Origin of the sequence: Segniliparus rotundus DSM 44985, assembly GCF_000092825.1 — a bacterium.
Lineage (GTDB): Bacteria > Actinomycetota > Actinomycetes > Mycobacteriales > Mycobacteriaceae > Segniliparus > Segniliparus rotundus.
In genome coordinates, this window is record NC_014168.1 from 1705036 (window position 1) to 1719180 (window position 14145).

Sequence of the window (14145 nt, forward strand, 5' to 3'; positions counted from 1 at the left end):
GCTCCTAGTTCTTCTCTGCCTTGGGCTGAGATTTGTCTCCAAAGCCGACCGGCCCAGGCTTGAAGTCCACCCCGGTCTCGGCGCGCTGCGACGGTGTGATGGCGCCAGGCGCGCCAGTGAGCGGGTCTTGTCCGCCGCCGGACTTCGGGAAGGCGATGACCTCGCGGATCGAGTCGACGCCTGCGAGCAGGGCTGTGATGCGATCCCAGCCGAACGCCATGCCGCCGTGCGGCGGCGGACCGTAGCTGAACGCGTCGAGGAGGAAGCCGAAAGCGGCCTGGGCCCGCTCTTGGTCGAATCCCATCAGCTTCAGCACGCGCTCCTGCACTTCCCTTCGGTGGATACGAATGCTGCCACCGCCGATCTCGTGTCCATTGCAGACCAGGTCGTACGCCTGGGAGAGCGCAGAGCCGGGGTCTTGCTCCAGAGTAGCCAAGCTTTCCTCAGACGGCGCGGTGAACGCGTGGTGCACCGCCGTCCAAGCGCCCTCCCCCACCGCCACGTCGCCTGCCGCCTTGGCCTGCGCGGCGGGTTCGAGCAGAGGGAAATCGACCACCCAGGCGAACGCCCACTTGGGAGCGTTGTCGAGCAGACCGAGGCGCGTGGCGATTTCCACACGGGCGGCGCCGAGCAGGCTCCTCGCGCTGTTCGCGTCGCCAGCGGCGAAGAAGACACAGTCGCCCGGTTTCGCGCCGACATGCTCGGCGAGGCCGTCGCGCTCGGCCTCGGACAGGTTCTTCGCCACCGGTCCAGACAGTTCGCCGTCCTCCCCGATCAGCACATATGCCAGGCCCTTTGCCCCGCGCTGGCGCGCCCAGTCCTGCCAGCCGTCGAGCGCGCGGCGCGGTTGGCCCGCCCCGCCCGCCATGACGACCGCGCCGACATGCTCGGCCTGGAAAACCCGGAACGGGGTGTCTTTGAAGTAGTCGGTGCAGTCCACGAGCTCCACGCCGAACCGCAGATCGGGCTTGTCGGAGCCGTACCGGCGCATCGCCTCCGCGTAACTGATCCGGGGCAACGGGAGCTCAGGAGCCTCGCCGAGCACGCCCCACACTGCGGCGACGACCTCTTCGGCGAGCGCGATCACATCGTCCTGGGTGACGAAGCTCATCTCCAAGTCGAGTTGCGTGAATTCGGGTTGGCGGTCGGCGCGGAAGTCCTCGTCGCGATAGCACCGGGCGAGCTGGAAGTAGCGCTCGAGCCCCGCGACCATAAGCAGCTGCTTGAACAACTGTGGGCTCTGCGGCAACGCGTACCAGCTGCCCGGTTTGAGCCTGGCCGGAACGATGAAGTCGCGCGCGCCCTCTGGTGTTGAGCGGGTGAGGGTGGGAGTCTCCACTTCCGTGAAATCCCGGTCGAGCAGGACCCGCCGGGCCGCGGCGTTGAGCGTCGAGCGCAGCCGCAGCATCTGCGCCGCCTCTGGCCGGCGCAGGTCGAGGTAGCGGTAATGGAACCGGGTCTCCTCGCCTGGGGGCTCGTCGAGCGGGAAGGGCAACGGGGCGGATTCGGAGAGCACTTCGAAGCTGGTGACGCCCACTTCGACGGCTCCGGACCCGAGGGCGGCGTTCTCGCTGCCCTCGGGACGGCGGTCGACGACGCCGTTGATCTTCAGGCAGTATTCGGCTCGCAGCGCGTGCGCGCGCGCGAGCACGTCGCCGTCCCGGAACACGACCTGGGCGATCCCTGACTTGTCCCGGAGGTCGACGAAGATCACCCCGCCGTGGTCTCGGCGGCGCGCGACCCAGCCGGTGAGCACCACATCGGTTCCAATATGGTTTTCTCGCAGTTCACCGGCCAAATGCGTGCGCACGCCCGTCACCTCTCCTTACAACTATCGGAAATTCCTGTCCTGAGGATTGAAGCTGCCACGCACAAAAAGCCCAGGACTTTCCGGCAAGGCGCCCGGTTTCGCTTCAGGTGGCACTGTACGGGCTCGTTCGCGCCCGGCGCAACTGACTTCTTCCGCGACAGGCCAACTCGCAGTCGCTGTCAACCAGCTGGGAATCGCGCAGAATCTGCGCGATAGTTGATTGCGTTGAGCTAATCTTTATGTATCACGGAATCGACAACGAAGTCGGAGGCCTGGAATGCCCAAGATACGATCCTTTGGAAAAGCTGCTCTGGTTGTCGGAGCCATCGCTGCTCCGCTCATCATCACCGACGCGGCGACAGCCTCAGCTGATCCAATGCCGACAAAGACCATCGCCCCGATCAAATCCGACGTGTGCGTTTCTGGGCCGCTCGGATTCGTTCGCGGTTGTGTCGACCTCCCCCGCCACCGCTGGTGGGACGGGGACCGATGGTGGGACGGCGACCGCCCCTGGGACGGCGACGACTGGCGCCGGTTCCACGACGGTCCAGATTGGAGCGGCCCCGGACCCGGTTGGTACGACCCCGGTCCAGGCTGGCGCGACCGGGGCCCTGGGCCCCGACCAGGCCCTGGTTGGGGTCCAGTGCCCCGGCGCCGGCCCTGACGGTCCTGGCCCTGGACGGCGGTGAACCCGAAAAGCGATTCACTCGACCGGGTTCGACCGCTCAGACCAATTCGACCACAGCCGCAAGGCCAGTCCGACTGCGCCGAAGGCCGCCCCTGCCCAACACACCCCTGCCCAACCGGATTCTTGGTAGAGGAATCCGGAAGCCGCAGATCCCGCCACGCCGCCGAGGAAATAGGGCACCATGTACGCGGACGTGGCCCGGCTCCGAGCGGCGGCATGGGCGGCGTAAATCGCGTGCTGATTGGACAGATGCACCATCTGCACGCCGAGGTCGAAGACGACCAGGCCGACGATGAGCGCGGCGAGGGAACACGACCCCCACGCCAGGAACGGCCAGGAGACGAGCACGATGATCCACGCAAGCGTCGCGACCAAGACGCCCCGCCCCCGGTCGGCGAACCTGCCAGTGACCGGGGCGATCAACGCGCCAGCCGCGCCGACGAGGCCGAACAGTCCGATCACCGCCTCGCTGTCGTGATAGCGCGTCCCCCCGGAGCCGGACAAGAGGAAGGCGATGCTGGTCCAGAGCGCGCTGAAACCCGCCATGTTCAGGAAACCGAGGGCCATTCGTTTGCGCAGCAGCGGCGATGTCCGCACCAGCTTGCCGACTGACAGCAACAACGTCCCGTAGGGCCCGTGCGCGGACGGGACCGTCTTTGGGACCAGCAGCCACAGCACCGCTGCGAGCACCAGCTCGGCCGCGGCGGCAAGGAAGAACACGGCGCGCCACGTCCCGAAGACCTGCGCGACCACGCCGCTCACCGTCCTCGCGAGCAAGATCCCGAGCAGCAAGCCCGACATGACGAAACCCGTGGCCTGGCCCCGGCGCTCTGGCGGCGCCAGATGGGCGGCGAGCGGGACGGCCAGCATCGCCGCCGTGGCCGCGACGCCGACGAGGACCAAAGCGGCGCAGAGCATCGTGAAATCCTGAGAGAGCCCTGCGGCCACGAGCGCCAAGGATGCGGCGGCGACCATGCCTGCCAGCAATTTCTTCGTGCTGACCACATCGCCGAGCGGCACGATGAACAACAGCCCTGCGGCGTAGCCGATCTGCGAACCAGTGACCAAGAGTCCGGCGAGCCCGATGGACACGTGCAACTGGTCCGCGATCACACGCAACAGCGGCTGCGCGTAGTACAGTCCGGCCACAGACGCGGCGGCGACGACGCTGAGCAGGAGCAAAAGCCCCGAGGAAAGTCCCGCGCGGATCGCCTCGGCCCCCGCTCCCCGCGCAGTCCTCGCAAAAGATTTTGGTTCGACCACGCGCATACTCTACCGGGGTAGGCTCACATCATCAGGCGATTCTGCAAGAGGTCATCCGTTGCCTCGGCGGCGGCGCAACAACGCCGCGCCGCCGAGCAAAAGGACCAGCAGCGCGACCGCGCTGGCAATCGCCCAGTCCTGCTGCCACCACGGCGTGGTGGCGACGCCTGGGCGATGGGCCGTGCCTTTGGTTTTGTTCACGAATGACTCGTCTTTGCGGACGTGCAAATCGCCGTCCGCCGCCACCGCGCCGGTGTCCTCGCGAAGGAGGAACGGCTCGGTCCGGGGCGGGTCGGCGAAGTCGAACATCGCGTCGATCGGGTTGGCCCGCCCGTCGAAACGGTCCGGCCCGAGCCGTCCGAGGCCCCAGTTGTCCTCGATGAAACGAGTGACCGAAGTCTGTTCGGTGCTGGTGTGATCGACGAAATTGCGCTTCGAGTAGGGCGAGATGACCAGCAACGGCTGACGGGTGCCGGGCCCGCAGCGGTCTTGCTGGCCGGCCAGGGGCGGATGGCTCGCGGCGAAGTCCGCGCACCACCGCTCGTCCTTGCCGTCGTCCTGGGGGTACGCGCCAGGGTTGCTCGAACCGTTGAGCAATGTCGGAGCCAAGTGGTCGTACCAGCCGTCAGAGTCGTCGTATGCGATGACGACCGCCGTGTCCTTCCAGGACGAGGACTGCTGCACAAGGTTTGTCCAGTGCGCGATGAAGTGGCCCTCGTCCACCGGATCCGAGTATCCGGCGTGCCCGTCCTGGTACTGCCCCGGTTTGAGGAAGCTCACCGCGGGCAGCGAACCCGCGTCCAAAGCGGCCTTGAAGTCCTCCAGGTCGTACTGGTGGTTCGCCTGCCCGTCCCGGCCGACCTCCTGGACCGAGGCGGGCGGCGTGTGGTGCTGGTTCGCGGTCTGGCGGAAGTACTGGAACGGCTGGTGGTGCGCGGAGTAGTCGTCTGCGGCGTTGCCTGCGACGTTGCGGTGCCCCGTCTTGCAGATCGCGCGCACTTCGTCCCGGCTCGAAGGGCGGAAGCCGCCTTGGAACCAACCCCAGGTGACCTGCTTGTCGTTCATCAGGTCGCCGATGTTCTTCGTGCCGTCGGCATACCCGGCGAGATTGTCGTCCGCCGAGGCGTCGTTGCCGTTCGAGCAGTCGTCAAAGGCGGGGTCCGGGTCGTACACCAACGTGCCCGTCCCGTCCGGGCCCGGCGCTTTGACGAACCTGTCGGGCTTCGCCGTCTGCCGCCGAGTCCGCGGGTCGAAGGAGCGCACCCCGTAGGTGGTTCCGGCCACCAAGTTCAGGTGGCCGGGGGTCGAGGGGCCGAACACAGAGCTGTAGCTGTTGTCGTTCAGCGCGTAGTGCTGCGCGTAGTTCCACAAGGCCGCCACCGTGTTCCCGTCGTAGTACCCCATCACCAGGCCCCTGGCCTCGTGCATGTTCTTGCCCGCGCTCGGGCAGCGGTCCTTGCTGGTGTTCTCGACGGCCTTGTCCATCGCGCCGCCGTTCGCGGCGCGCTGCTCCGCGTCGTAGAGGTGGATCTGATCGCACGTGACCGCCTGGTCCGGCGCGAGGCGGAACGGCTTCTCCGAGTTCGGGTTCGCCTCGCCGAGGAGCCCGTCGTGCTCCAGCGTGCGGACGTCCGTCGGCGTGGCCGGATCAGCGACGAACGCTGGCGCGGGCTCACCGGAGCCCTGCGTGCTCTCCCCTTCGATGTTCGCGGCGTGCGGGTACGTGGCGAAATAATGGTCGAAAGAGATGTTCTCCGGAAAGATGACCACGAGGTGCTTGATCGGGGTGGACGTCGACGCGGACGCGGACGCGGACGGGGCAAGCGGGAGCGAAAGCGCCAGAGCCGACGCGATCGCGAGGCGCAAAAATCTCATACGACCCTTCCTTGCCGTCGTTGCGGGGCCACTGTAACAGCACTCGGTGACCACTTCGGTCCACGCAGATCATTGCAACAGGGCACGCCCGAAATAATCCCGCTCGTCGCGCACCCCGGGGAGCGCGAAGAAGTAGCCGCCGCCATACGGTCGTATGTAGTCAACGAGCGGCTCTCCCGCGAGCCTTCGCTGCACTGTGGCGAACTGCTCCGCGATGTCCTGCTGGTAACAGGTGAAAATGAGGCCGAGGTCCACATTGCCGTTCGCGTCGACGCCTCGGGAGTAGTTGTAGGCGCGGCGCAGGATCTGCGAGCGGGCGGTCTGCGGGCTGCGCGGGTTCGCGAGGCGGATATGGCTGGTCAAGGGGATCGCCTTGCCAGCGGGGTCGCTCGCGTAATCAGGCTCGTCCGATTCGGTGTTCCCGGTCAGCGGCGCCCCGCTCGCGCGGTCCCTGCCGAAGATCTGCTCCTGCTCCTCGATGTTGATCCGGTCCCAGAATTCGACGAGCATCTTGATCAGACGCACCACTTGGTAGCTCCCGCCTCGGGTCCACGGCTGATCGTCCGCGGCCGCCCACACGAGACGGGCCATCTCCTTCGACGAGGCGGTGTCCGGGTTCGCCGTGCCGTCTTTGAAGCCGAAGTGGTTGCGGGGGGCTCCATCCGGACGGGCGGGGCTCGTGAACCCGTCGAGCTTCCAGTTCAACTGCATCGCCCCCCTGGTGTGCCGGGCGAGGTCCCGCAAAGCGTGCAACGCCACGTCCTGGCTCTCGGCAGCGATGACGAGGCTCAGGTCGCCGTGGCACCACGCCGGGTCGAGGTCGTCGTCGGGGAACGCCTCCATAGTGCCCAGCCGGGCAGGTTTGCGGTCAGCGAGACCGAAGCGCTCGTCAAAGAGTGAAGCCCCGACGCCGAGGGTGACCGTGAGGCCGCGCGGCGCGGGGGTGGGTCCGAGCGTGCCGGAGTCGGCGGGAACCTCGCCGACTCCGGTGGACGGCGCCGCCGCGCCGGAGACGAGCGCGCGAACCCGGGCGGTCATCGTTGTGAAGAGCTCGACCAGGCCGTCGCGCTCGGCCGCCATCACATTCGCGCTCGCGACGATGGCGGCTGGGGCGGGCGGGGCGAGGACCCCCGGTTGGTGCTCGCCGAAGAACGCGACAGGCATCGCGGTTCCGGCTCGTCGCTCTGGGCCCCGGCCAGCCGCCGCGACCGCCCCGGCGGTGGCCAAAGCGCCGCCGAGCAGCAGCGCCCGGCGCCCGAGGTCCGGCTCGTTCATTCGCGCCTCCGGATATCGCAGATCGCCGCAACTGGGGCGAGGTCTTCGGCGAGCTGGCTGAACACCGCGTTCAAGCGTTGTCGTGGCGGATGGCCAGACACAAGCGCCTGCGCGGAGACAAGCTCGGCGCGCAACGCCGGGAGGGCGGAATACCTCGTCCGCAGGAGCGGGTCCAAAAGGTCGAGGAGTTTTGTCACACCATCGAGGTTCGCCGCAAGGGTGGCCAGCGCCGTGTGCGAGCCGTGGTCGTCCCTGCCGCTCAATGTCTTGTCGATGGAGTCCTCGACGATCTCATGCGCGCGCAAGCCCAGCGCGAGCGGATCGACTTCGGCCTCGGGGAAGCTGTCCGCGAGGGCGTCGACCGCCTCGGTGAGCGTGCGCGACGCGTCTGCCGCGTCAGCGCCCCTCCAGAGCGCGTCCTCGACGCTCGCGAAGCCGTCCTCGACCGCCTGCCCCTGGTCGCCGAAGGCGTCGTAGGCCGCGCCGAGCGTCTCGTAGAGCCTGTGCGCGGCTGTCCAGCTCCGTTTCCCTGCAGCTCCGCCGACGGCGATTGCCGCAGTCTGCTGGCGCAACTGCGGCAACAGACCGGCGACCCAGTGCTCGTACTCCCGCGCGACAGGGTTGAGGTCTTGCATGCTGACCGCGGCAACCGCTTGCTGGTCCCCAGGCGCCCCGACCACTTCGAAAGGCTCGCTGTACATGACGCGCTGTTCTTCGAAATAGCACGCGTAGCGGTAGCGCCCGCCGGCCAACCTCGCGGTGGCGGCCCGAGCCGTCGCCGGGGCGACTGGTTCGAGCTCGAAGACCGCAGCAGGACTGTCGGCGAGGACGATCCGCAGCTCCAAAGGGGCGGCGGAAGTATTGGCGACGACCATCACCTGCTCACCGGGGCGGGCCGCCGGATCGCGCACACAGCCGTCCCCGATTGCCCGCACCTCGGTCACGGGCAGCCCCGGCCACGAGACCGCCCACGGCGGCCGCGCCGGTCCCGCAGCACCGGAGCAGCCCGCGAGCAGAAGCAAGAGGCACCCTGCGAGAGAGGACTGTTTGAAGATCACGCTGTGCTCGTCACCAGCACAAAAACGGAAAAGAGCTGTCGACATTTCTTCGGGGACTCGCCGAGCAATGCCATGCGCTCAGTTTACCTATTCGAGCGGCGCGCGCCAGACGAGCTTCGCCCCGCCGAGCGGGGACGCCGTCACGGCAAAAGAGCCGCCCGCTTCGTTCGCTCGTTGCTCGAGATTCTTCAATCCGCTGCGGCGGATCTGTTGCGCAATGCCAACCCCGTCGTCGGACACCTCGATCACAAGCTCGTCCGCCACAGACACCTCGACCAGGATCTCCGTGCCGCCGCAGTGCCGGACAGCGTTGGTCACCGCCTCGCGCGCGACTGCCTCCGCGTGCTGGGCGAGCGGCGCGGCCACAACGCCGAGCGGACCGCTCAACCGCGAAGTGACGCGCATCCCCGAGTCGCGAGAGATCTCCGCGAGGATGTTCTGCAGCGTCGCCCGCAGGCTGGCAACCCCGGAACCATCTGGTTGGAGCTCGAAAATGGTGGCCCGGATGTCCTGAATGACTTCGTGCAACCGGTCGATGTGGTCGTCAAGGCGGGCGGGGAGCTCCGGTTGCAGCGCCATCCGGCGCGTGCCCTGCATGCCGAGGCCGATCGCGAAGAGACGCTGGATGACATGGTCGTGCAGATCTCTGGCGATCCGTTCTCGGTCGGCGAGCAGTTCGAGTTCCCGCCTGGCCTCCTGCTGGATCGACCAGCGCAGGCCGAAGGCGGCCTGCTCGGCGAAAGAAACCAGAAGCCGCAGCTCTTCCTCCTCAAAGGGAACCGCCCCCGGCGCGCGGGCGACAAGGAGCGCCTTCAACCGGACTTGTCCGGTGCGCATCGGCGCGATCAGCACGGGGCCAGCGCCGGGGGCTGCCTCGCCCGCTCCGAATCGCCTCGCCTTCCCGTCTTGGGCCATCGCGCGCAACCGCGCTTCGTCCAGCCGGGCCAGGCCCGGCGGCGCGGTCCCCCGGCGCACGGCGACCCCGAACGGCTCGGCCTCCGACTCGACAACCAACACGGCCGCGAACGAGCACTGCATGAGGCTCAACGCGCGCTCGGCGACCAGGCGCAGCACCTCACGGCGCGGCGTTTGCGCGAGAATGGCTTCGGTCACCTCTTTCGTGGCCTCCAACCAACCACGCCTGCGCCGTGAGTCCTCGTAGAGCCGAGCGTTGTCGACAGCGACGCCCGCAGCGGCCGCGAGCGCGAGGACGAGCCGTTCGTCCTCGTCGGTGAACATGCCGCCGCCGCGCTTTTCGGTGAGATAGAGCCTGCCGAAGACCATGCCGCGCGCGATGATCGGCGTTCCGAGGAAAGACCGCATCGGCGGGTGGCCTTCGGGGAAGCCCACCGAATTCGGATGGTCCTTGATGTCGGAAAGCAACAAAGGCTTGTGCCCCTCGATCACCGCGCCGAGCACACCGCGCCCCAACGGCAAATCCCCGATCTGCTTGCGCGTCTGCTCATCGATCCCCTCGTAGATGAATTCGGAGAGCATTCCGTCCTCGCGCACGACCCCCAGCGCCCCGTATTCACAGTCCACCAAGCCGAGGGCCGCTCGCACGATCGCGCGCAGCGTCGCCGGAAGATCGAGGCCGGAGGAGACCGCGAGGACGGCGTCGATCAGAGGGCTCTGCCCAGTCGTCAGCAGAGCGTCACGTCGCGCGCGCGCAGGGCCTTCGGATGTCTCCAGCTCGGCTACACACCTTTCTCCCGCATCCCCGCCCCGCCGCTCACCGCGATCACAGCGGCTTGCGTCCGACGCTCGACGCCGAGCTTGCCCAAGAGCCTGGAGACGTAATTGCGCACTGTCTTCTCGGCGAGGAACATCCGCTGCGCGATCTGACGGTTCGTCAGGCCCTCCCCGATCAGATCGAGCAGCACGCGCTCCTGCTCGGTGAGGCCCGCCAACGGCCCCGGCTCGGGCTTGCCCGCCCGCAGCTGGCGGATCAGCGCTTCTGCCGCGCGGTTGTCGAGCAAGGAACGGCCCGCGCCGACAGCGCGCACCGCCGCGACGAGATCCATTCCTTTGACGTCCTTAATGACATACCCGGCCGCGCCAGCGAGGATCGCGTCGGTCATGGCTTGCTCGTCGGTGAACGAGGTGAGCATGAGACAACTGATCTGCGGCAGTTTGGAGCGAAGTTCCCGGCAGAGTTCGACCCCGTTCCCGTCCGGCAGACGCACATCGAGCACAGCCACGTCCGGAGCGGCGGCGGGGACGCGCGCGAGGGCTTGGGCGACGGAGCCCGCCTCGCCCACCACGGAGAGGTCTGGCTCTTGCTCCAGCAGGTCGGCGATTCCCCGACGGACCACCTCGTGATCGTCCACCAAGAACACAGAGGTCCGCCGACTCGCCGTCACGGCGCTGATTCTCTCATAGGCGCTGCTGCTCTCATCGGCCGCGCCCGTGATGTTTCTCGGACGACGACGGCCGGGTCGTCTGCGAGTGGGTCATGGTGCGTTCCTTTTTCCGCCGCCGCGCTCCGCGCCTTTCTTCGGGCGTTTTGGCCGCGCCTGAAGCTTTTTCGTGGAAGCCTCCTCAATTCTATGTCGCGCGCACAAGGTCGCGCAGGAAACGAACGCCCTCGTCCGCGAAGGACGAATGCCCTTGTGCCGCCCACGGCGTAGCCTGGGGGTGTGGCGCAACCAACGGCACTGCATCCCCGCCGTCTCGTTCTGTCCTCAGACGAGCTCGGGCACCTGGTCCAACTGCTGGACATCGAGCTGCCGCCGAGCTGGCAGCCCGGCGCTCCCGAAGACCCAGCAGCGCAGAAGAAGGGGCTCATCGCGCAGAAAGCCCTGTTGAGCGAAGGAACCGGAGCCGTGGCGGTGCACCCTTCGGTGGCGGCGAACCTCCAAGTTCTGGACCATCCGCGAGCAATGCTCGCGACCACAGCCCATATCGGCTCGACCGCCGTGCACTGCCTGCACGCGGTCGCCGGCGTTTTCGGCGCGTCGCTTTTCCGCCTTGACGGGAAAAAATTAGAACTCTCCTTCTTCCGATCCGTCGAACTCGGCAAAGAGCTCCTTCGCGCGGTGCCGCCCGAACCAGAGCATTCGGCCCAGCTCGCGACACTCTTCGGCGACGAACCGCCCGAGCGGTTCGTCGGAGCGCTGCCGCTCCGCGCTCTTGAAGAGCTGGGCCTCGCTGTGACGCTGCGCTCGGCAGACCCCCCCGGCGTGGGCGCGGCGCTCGAGGCGCTCGCCCTCCCCGAAGAACAACACCGCCTGGCGAGCCGCCTCGCCGAGCAGACCGACGGCCTGCTCACCTGCGACATGACCGGACACTCGGGCAACGAGCCGATAGCCGACCGCATTGTCTGGCTGCACGCGGGCGGGGCGTGGACCGGACTGCGCCCGTCCGACGGCGGGACTGGGGAGCGGCTCGTGCAACTCGAACCTGTCCAGCCAGGGTCTTTGGGAGTCTGTGCAGCAAGTTTTCTCGCTTCGGCCCTTTCTTGAAAAAGCAACGGAACCAAATGGGGCGAAAAACCGTCTCATATCTTGAGAAGACATGTCGTGTCGGTCTAGAATGGCAACGCGACAACTCGGTCAAGGGACGGAGAACTCAGGATGCCCTTTTATGGCAACCCGGACGACCTCGAGCGGATCGCCTCGGAGATCAACGCAGACGCCTCGCACGTCCGTGACCGCGCGACAGAGCTCGTGAACCGGGCCGGGAGCATGCAATGGCACGGGGTCGCGGCAGACCGGTTCCGCGAGCTCGCCAGAGAAGACCGCGACAAACTTTTCGAGGCCGGGGACGGCTTGGACCACGCCGCCGACGAGTTGCGCAAACACGCCGGGACGGTTCGGGAGCGGCTGGCGCTCATCAGCAAATTCGAGAACCAAGTCAGCGACTGGTTCCACAATGCGGTTTCCTGGTTCAACAACGCGGTGCACGAGGTCGCGAGCGGGGTGAAATCCGTGTGGAACCATTTCTTCGGCAGCGAAGAGTCCCGGCCCACCGAGCCCTGGTCGGGATTGCGGTACGGCCCGGACAACCTCCCTGAGGCAGGGCACAAGGACTGGATCGAAGTCGGCGAGTACATGCAGAAGAACGGGAAAATCTCATGACCGTCCCGACGGGGACCGATCCTGGCATCACCAACATCAAGGTCTCCGGCGGAGCCGGGGGCGCCTCGGCCGTGTACGAGGACTTCGGCGCGATGGGCAGGCTGACCGACGAGGTCGGCGGGGACTCGCTCGCAACAGCGGGAAAAGGCCATAAGTACCTCGTGGACCCGAACGTCGTTGCCTCCGCGGTCCTCGACCCAGTCGGCGCGGCCAAATTCGAGAGCGCGATGCTCGGCGCCTTGGACGGCCCGAAGGGCCTCACGGCCGTGGCCGGAACCATTGAGCTGCGCTCGGCGGCGCTGCGCGCAGCAGAAGCCGGGTACCAGCTCGCGGACGAGGCGAGCGCCAAACTGCTCGAAGACTTGCAATGGCTCGCCGGCGCGGCGGCCCTCCCCGTGTTGCCCGCCGCCATCGCCGCAGCCCTGCCAGACGGAGCTGCCTATGCCCTCGCCGAGCTCATCAAAAACGGCGGCGACGTCAGCAAGCTCAAGGACGACGCGGTCGCCGACCTGCAACGTCTCATCACCGAACACCCTGGCGTCGTCGACGCTGTCGTCGGCGGAACCCCTGGGGCACTGTCGCTCCTCCAAAAATTCCCTGTCGACTTGCAGCAAGGCGCGACCGAGATCGGCCTCCTCATGCCTGACGGCAAAGCCCACACTGAGAGCAAAGGCCGAGACCTCGACCCCACAGCGACCACTGTGCCCCGAAATCTCGGCGACGTCCTCGCGGAGATCAATCATCGCAACACCACTGCCGGAAACGACGGCAAAAACAACGGCCCAAATATCGACGTCCGCACAGTGACCGGCCCGGATGGGAAACCTCATTACATCGTCGACATCCCCGGCACCAAAGTATGGAACTCCTCCACACCGGGGAGCAATAACACCAACATCAACGACCTCGGCACCAATATCCACGGCGTCGCCGGTCAGGACACCGCCCTGCAGCAGGCCGTCGACCAAGCCCTCAGACAAGCCGGAGCGACGTCAACCGACCCTGTTATGCTCGTCGGGCACAGCCAGGGCGGCATCATCGCCGCAAACGCGGCAGCTGACTGGGTCAACGAGGGGAAATACAACGTCACCAATGTCATCACCGCAGGCTCTCCCGTAGGATTGGTCGACATGCCCTCCAGCGTGAAGGTCCTCTCGCTCGAAAACAGCGGCGACATCGTCGCGCACCTCGACGGCCGCAGCAACCCTGCCACCGGCAACTGGACCACCGTCACCTTCGACCACCAGACCGGCGCCGTGTTCGGGAACCACAGCCTCGGCGAACAGGGCTACACCGGCGTCGCGCGGCAACTCTCCGACCCCGGCAACCCCGCCAGCAAAAACCCCTCCGTCGCAGCCTTCAACCAATCCCTCGCCGAGAACGGCTTCACCACCGGGACATCAGTCGAGACACATCAGTACTACTCCACGAGAGTCCCCGACTGATGCGGCGGCCACCTCTGCTCCTCGCCCTCCTCTCGCTCGTCGGACTGATGGGCGGCGGATGCGTCAAGCCCGACGACCGAGTCGACCTGCTGGCGGCTCGGATCGTCGCACAGCTCAAAGCCGACCCTCTCGTCACAGACGCACAGTACCGCTACACCGCCCCGCAAGGCATTGACGACGCAGACCCGCACCTCACGTTCTCCATAGAAGTCTTGCCCGGCCATGCCGGAGCAGACGAGTGGAAACCCCAGACGCGACGTGTTGTGGAAGAGGTCTGGAAGACCCCCGCGCGATTGAACCAAGTGAAGGTCGTCTTCAACACGCGTTCGGCGGTCGGGGCCAGCCCGGAGCAATCCGACGGGGCGGGCACCATGCAGCAACCTCTGTTTCAAGTGCAAGTGAACTTGCTCTTCAACCCCGCGAACACAGTGCAGCCGAGCGCTGAGCCAACGTTCTCCGTTGAGCCTCGAATCGCAGAACGGCACCTGGACGAATGGCGGTTCGCACAGGAGCTTCAACGCGATCTGTACGCCACATACGGCCCGCACAAAACCTCATAGGCCTCCGGTTCCCGGCCTGTTTGCGACAGAGCGAAGAATATGCCCGCGAATTCCTCATCTCCCCTATCCAATTATCCGGGGCGACATCGTCA

12 protein-coding genes are annotated in these 14145 nt (G+C 66.8%); 5 read left to right on the forward strand and 7 right to left on the reverse strand.

Annotated features, from left to right (window positions below; genetic code table 11):
• Positions 1 to 4: 4 nt before the first annotated feature.
• Positions 5 to 1810, reverse strand: coding sequence for an aspartate--tRNA ligase (gene aspS, locus SROT_RS08540; RefSeq protein WP_013138620.1), 1806 nt, complete (start codon positions 1808 to 1810; stop codon positions 5 to 7).
• Positions 1811 to 2087: 277 nt separating this feature from the next.
• On the opposite strand from aspS, the gene SROT_RS16080 reads away from it, so the two are divergent.
• Entirely contained in the window at positions 2088 to 2474 is a 387-nt protein-coding gene (locus SROT_RS16080; protein WP_013138621.1) for a hypothetical protein, read from the forward strand.
• 39 nt (positions 2475 to 2513) lie between these two features.
• Here the strand turns inward: SROT_RS16080 and SROT_RS08545 are convergent, their stop codons facing one another.
• The 6 genes from SROT_RS08545 to SROT_RS08570 form a co-directional block, all read right to left on the reverse strand.
• Positions 2514 to 3767, reverse strand: a complete 1254-nt coding sequence (locus tag SROT_RS08545; protein ID WP_013138622.1) for an MFS transporter — start codon at positions 3765 to 3767, stop codon at positions 2514 to 2516.
• A 45-nt stretch (positions 3768 to 3812) separates the two neighbouring features.
• Positions 3813 to 5636, reverse strand: coding sequence for a phospholipase C (locus SROT_RS08550; RefSeq protein WP_013138623.1), 1824 nt, complete (start codon positions 5634 to 5636; stop codon positions 3813 to 3815).
• 69 nt (positions 5637 to 5705) lie between these two features.
• The gene (locus SROT_RS08555; RefSeq protein WP_013138624.1) at positions 5706 to 6911 is read right to left on the reverse strand and encodes a Dyp-type peroxidase; all 1206 of its coding nucleotides are present in this window, start codon (positions 6909 to 6911) and stop codon (positions 5706 to 5708) included.
• On the reverse strand, positions 6908 to 7969 hold the full coding sequence (locus tag SROT_RS15645) for an EfeM/EfeO family lipoprotein (protein WP_049773335.1): 1062 nt from the start codon (positions 7967 to 7969) through the stop codon (positions 6908 to 6910). Before SROT_RS15645 ends, SROT_RS08555 begins: the two co-directional genes overlap by 4 nt.
• An 87-nt stretch (positions 7970 to 8056) precedes the next feature.
• A complete protein-coding gene (locus tag SROT_RS08565; protein ID WP_013138626.1) occupies positions 8057 to 9661 on the reverse strand; it encodes a sensor histidine kinase in 1605 nt (534 codons plus the stop codon).
• A 5-nt stretch (positions 9662 to 9666) separates the two neighbouring features.
• The gene (locus SROT_RS08570) at positions 9667 to 10332 is read right to left on the reverse strand and encodes a response regulator (RefSeq protein WP_049773336.1); all 666 of its coding nucleotides are present in this window, start codon (positions 10330 to 10332) and stop codon (positions 9667 to 9669) included.
• A gap of 276 nt (positions 10333 to 10608) precedes the next feature.
• Here SROT_RS08570 and SROT_RS08575 point away from each other — a divergent pair, with 276 nt between their 5' ends.
• The 4 genes from SROT_RS08575 (at position 10609) to SROT_RS08590 (ending at position 14053) form a co-directional block, all read left to right on the forward strand.
• Complete coding sequence (locus SROT_RS08575) at positions 10609 to 11433, forward strand: hypothetical protein (protein ID WP_013138628.1); 825 nt, start codon at positions 10609 to 10611, stop codon at positions 11431 to 11433.
• Positions 11434 to 11544: 111 nt separating this feature from the next.
• Entirely contained in the window at positions 11545 to 12048 is a 504-nt protein-coding gene (locus tag SROT_RS08580) for a WXG100 family type VII secretion target (RefSeq protein ID WP_013138629.1), read from the forward strand.
• A complete protein-coding gene (locus SROT_RS08585; protein ID WP_013138630.1) occupies positions 12045 to 13493 on the forward strand; it encodes a lipase family protein in 1449 nt (482 codons plus the stop codon). The genes SROT_RS08580 and SROT_RS08585 overlap by 4 nt, the downstream gene beginning before the upstream one ends.
• Positions 13493 to 14053 (forward strand): hypothetical protein, encoded by a 561-nt coding sequence (locus SROT_RS08590; protein WP_013138631.1) that lies wholly within the window; start codon positions 13493 to 13495, stop codon positions 14051 to 14053. The genes SROT_RS08585 and SROT_RS08590 overlap by 1 nt, the downstream gene beginning before the upstream one ends.
• Positions 14054 to 14145: the final 92 nt, after the last annotated feature.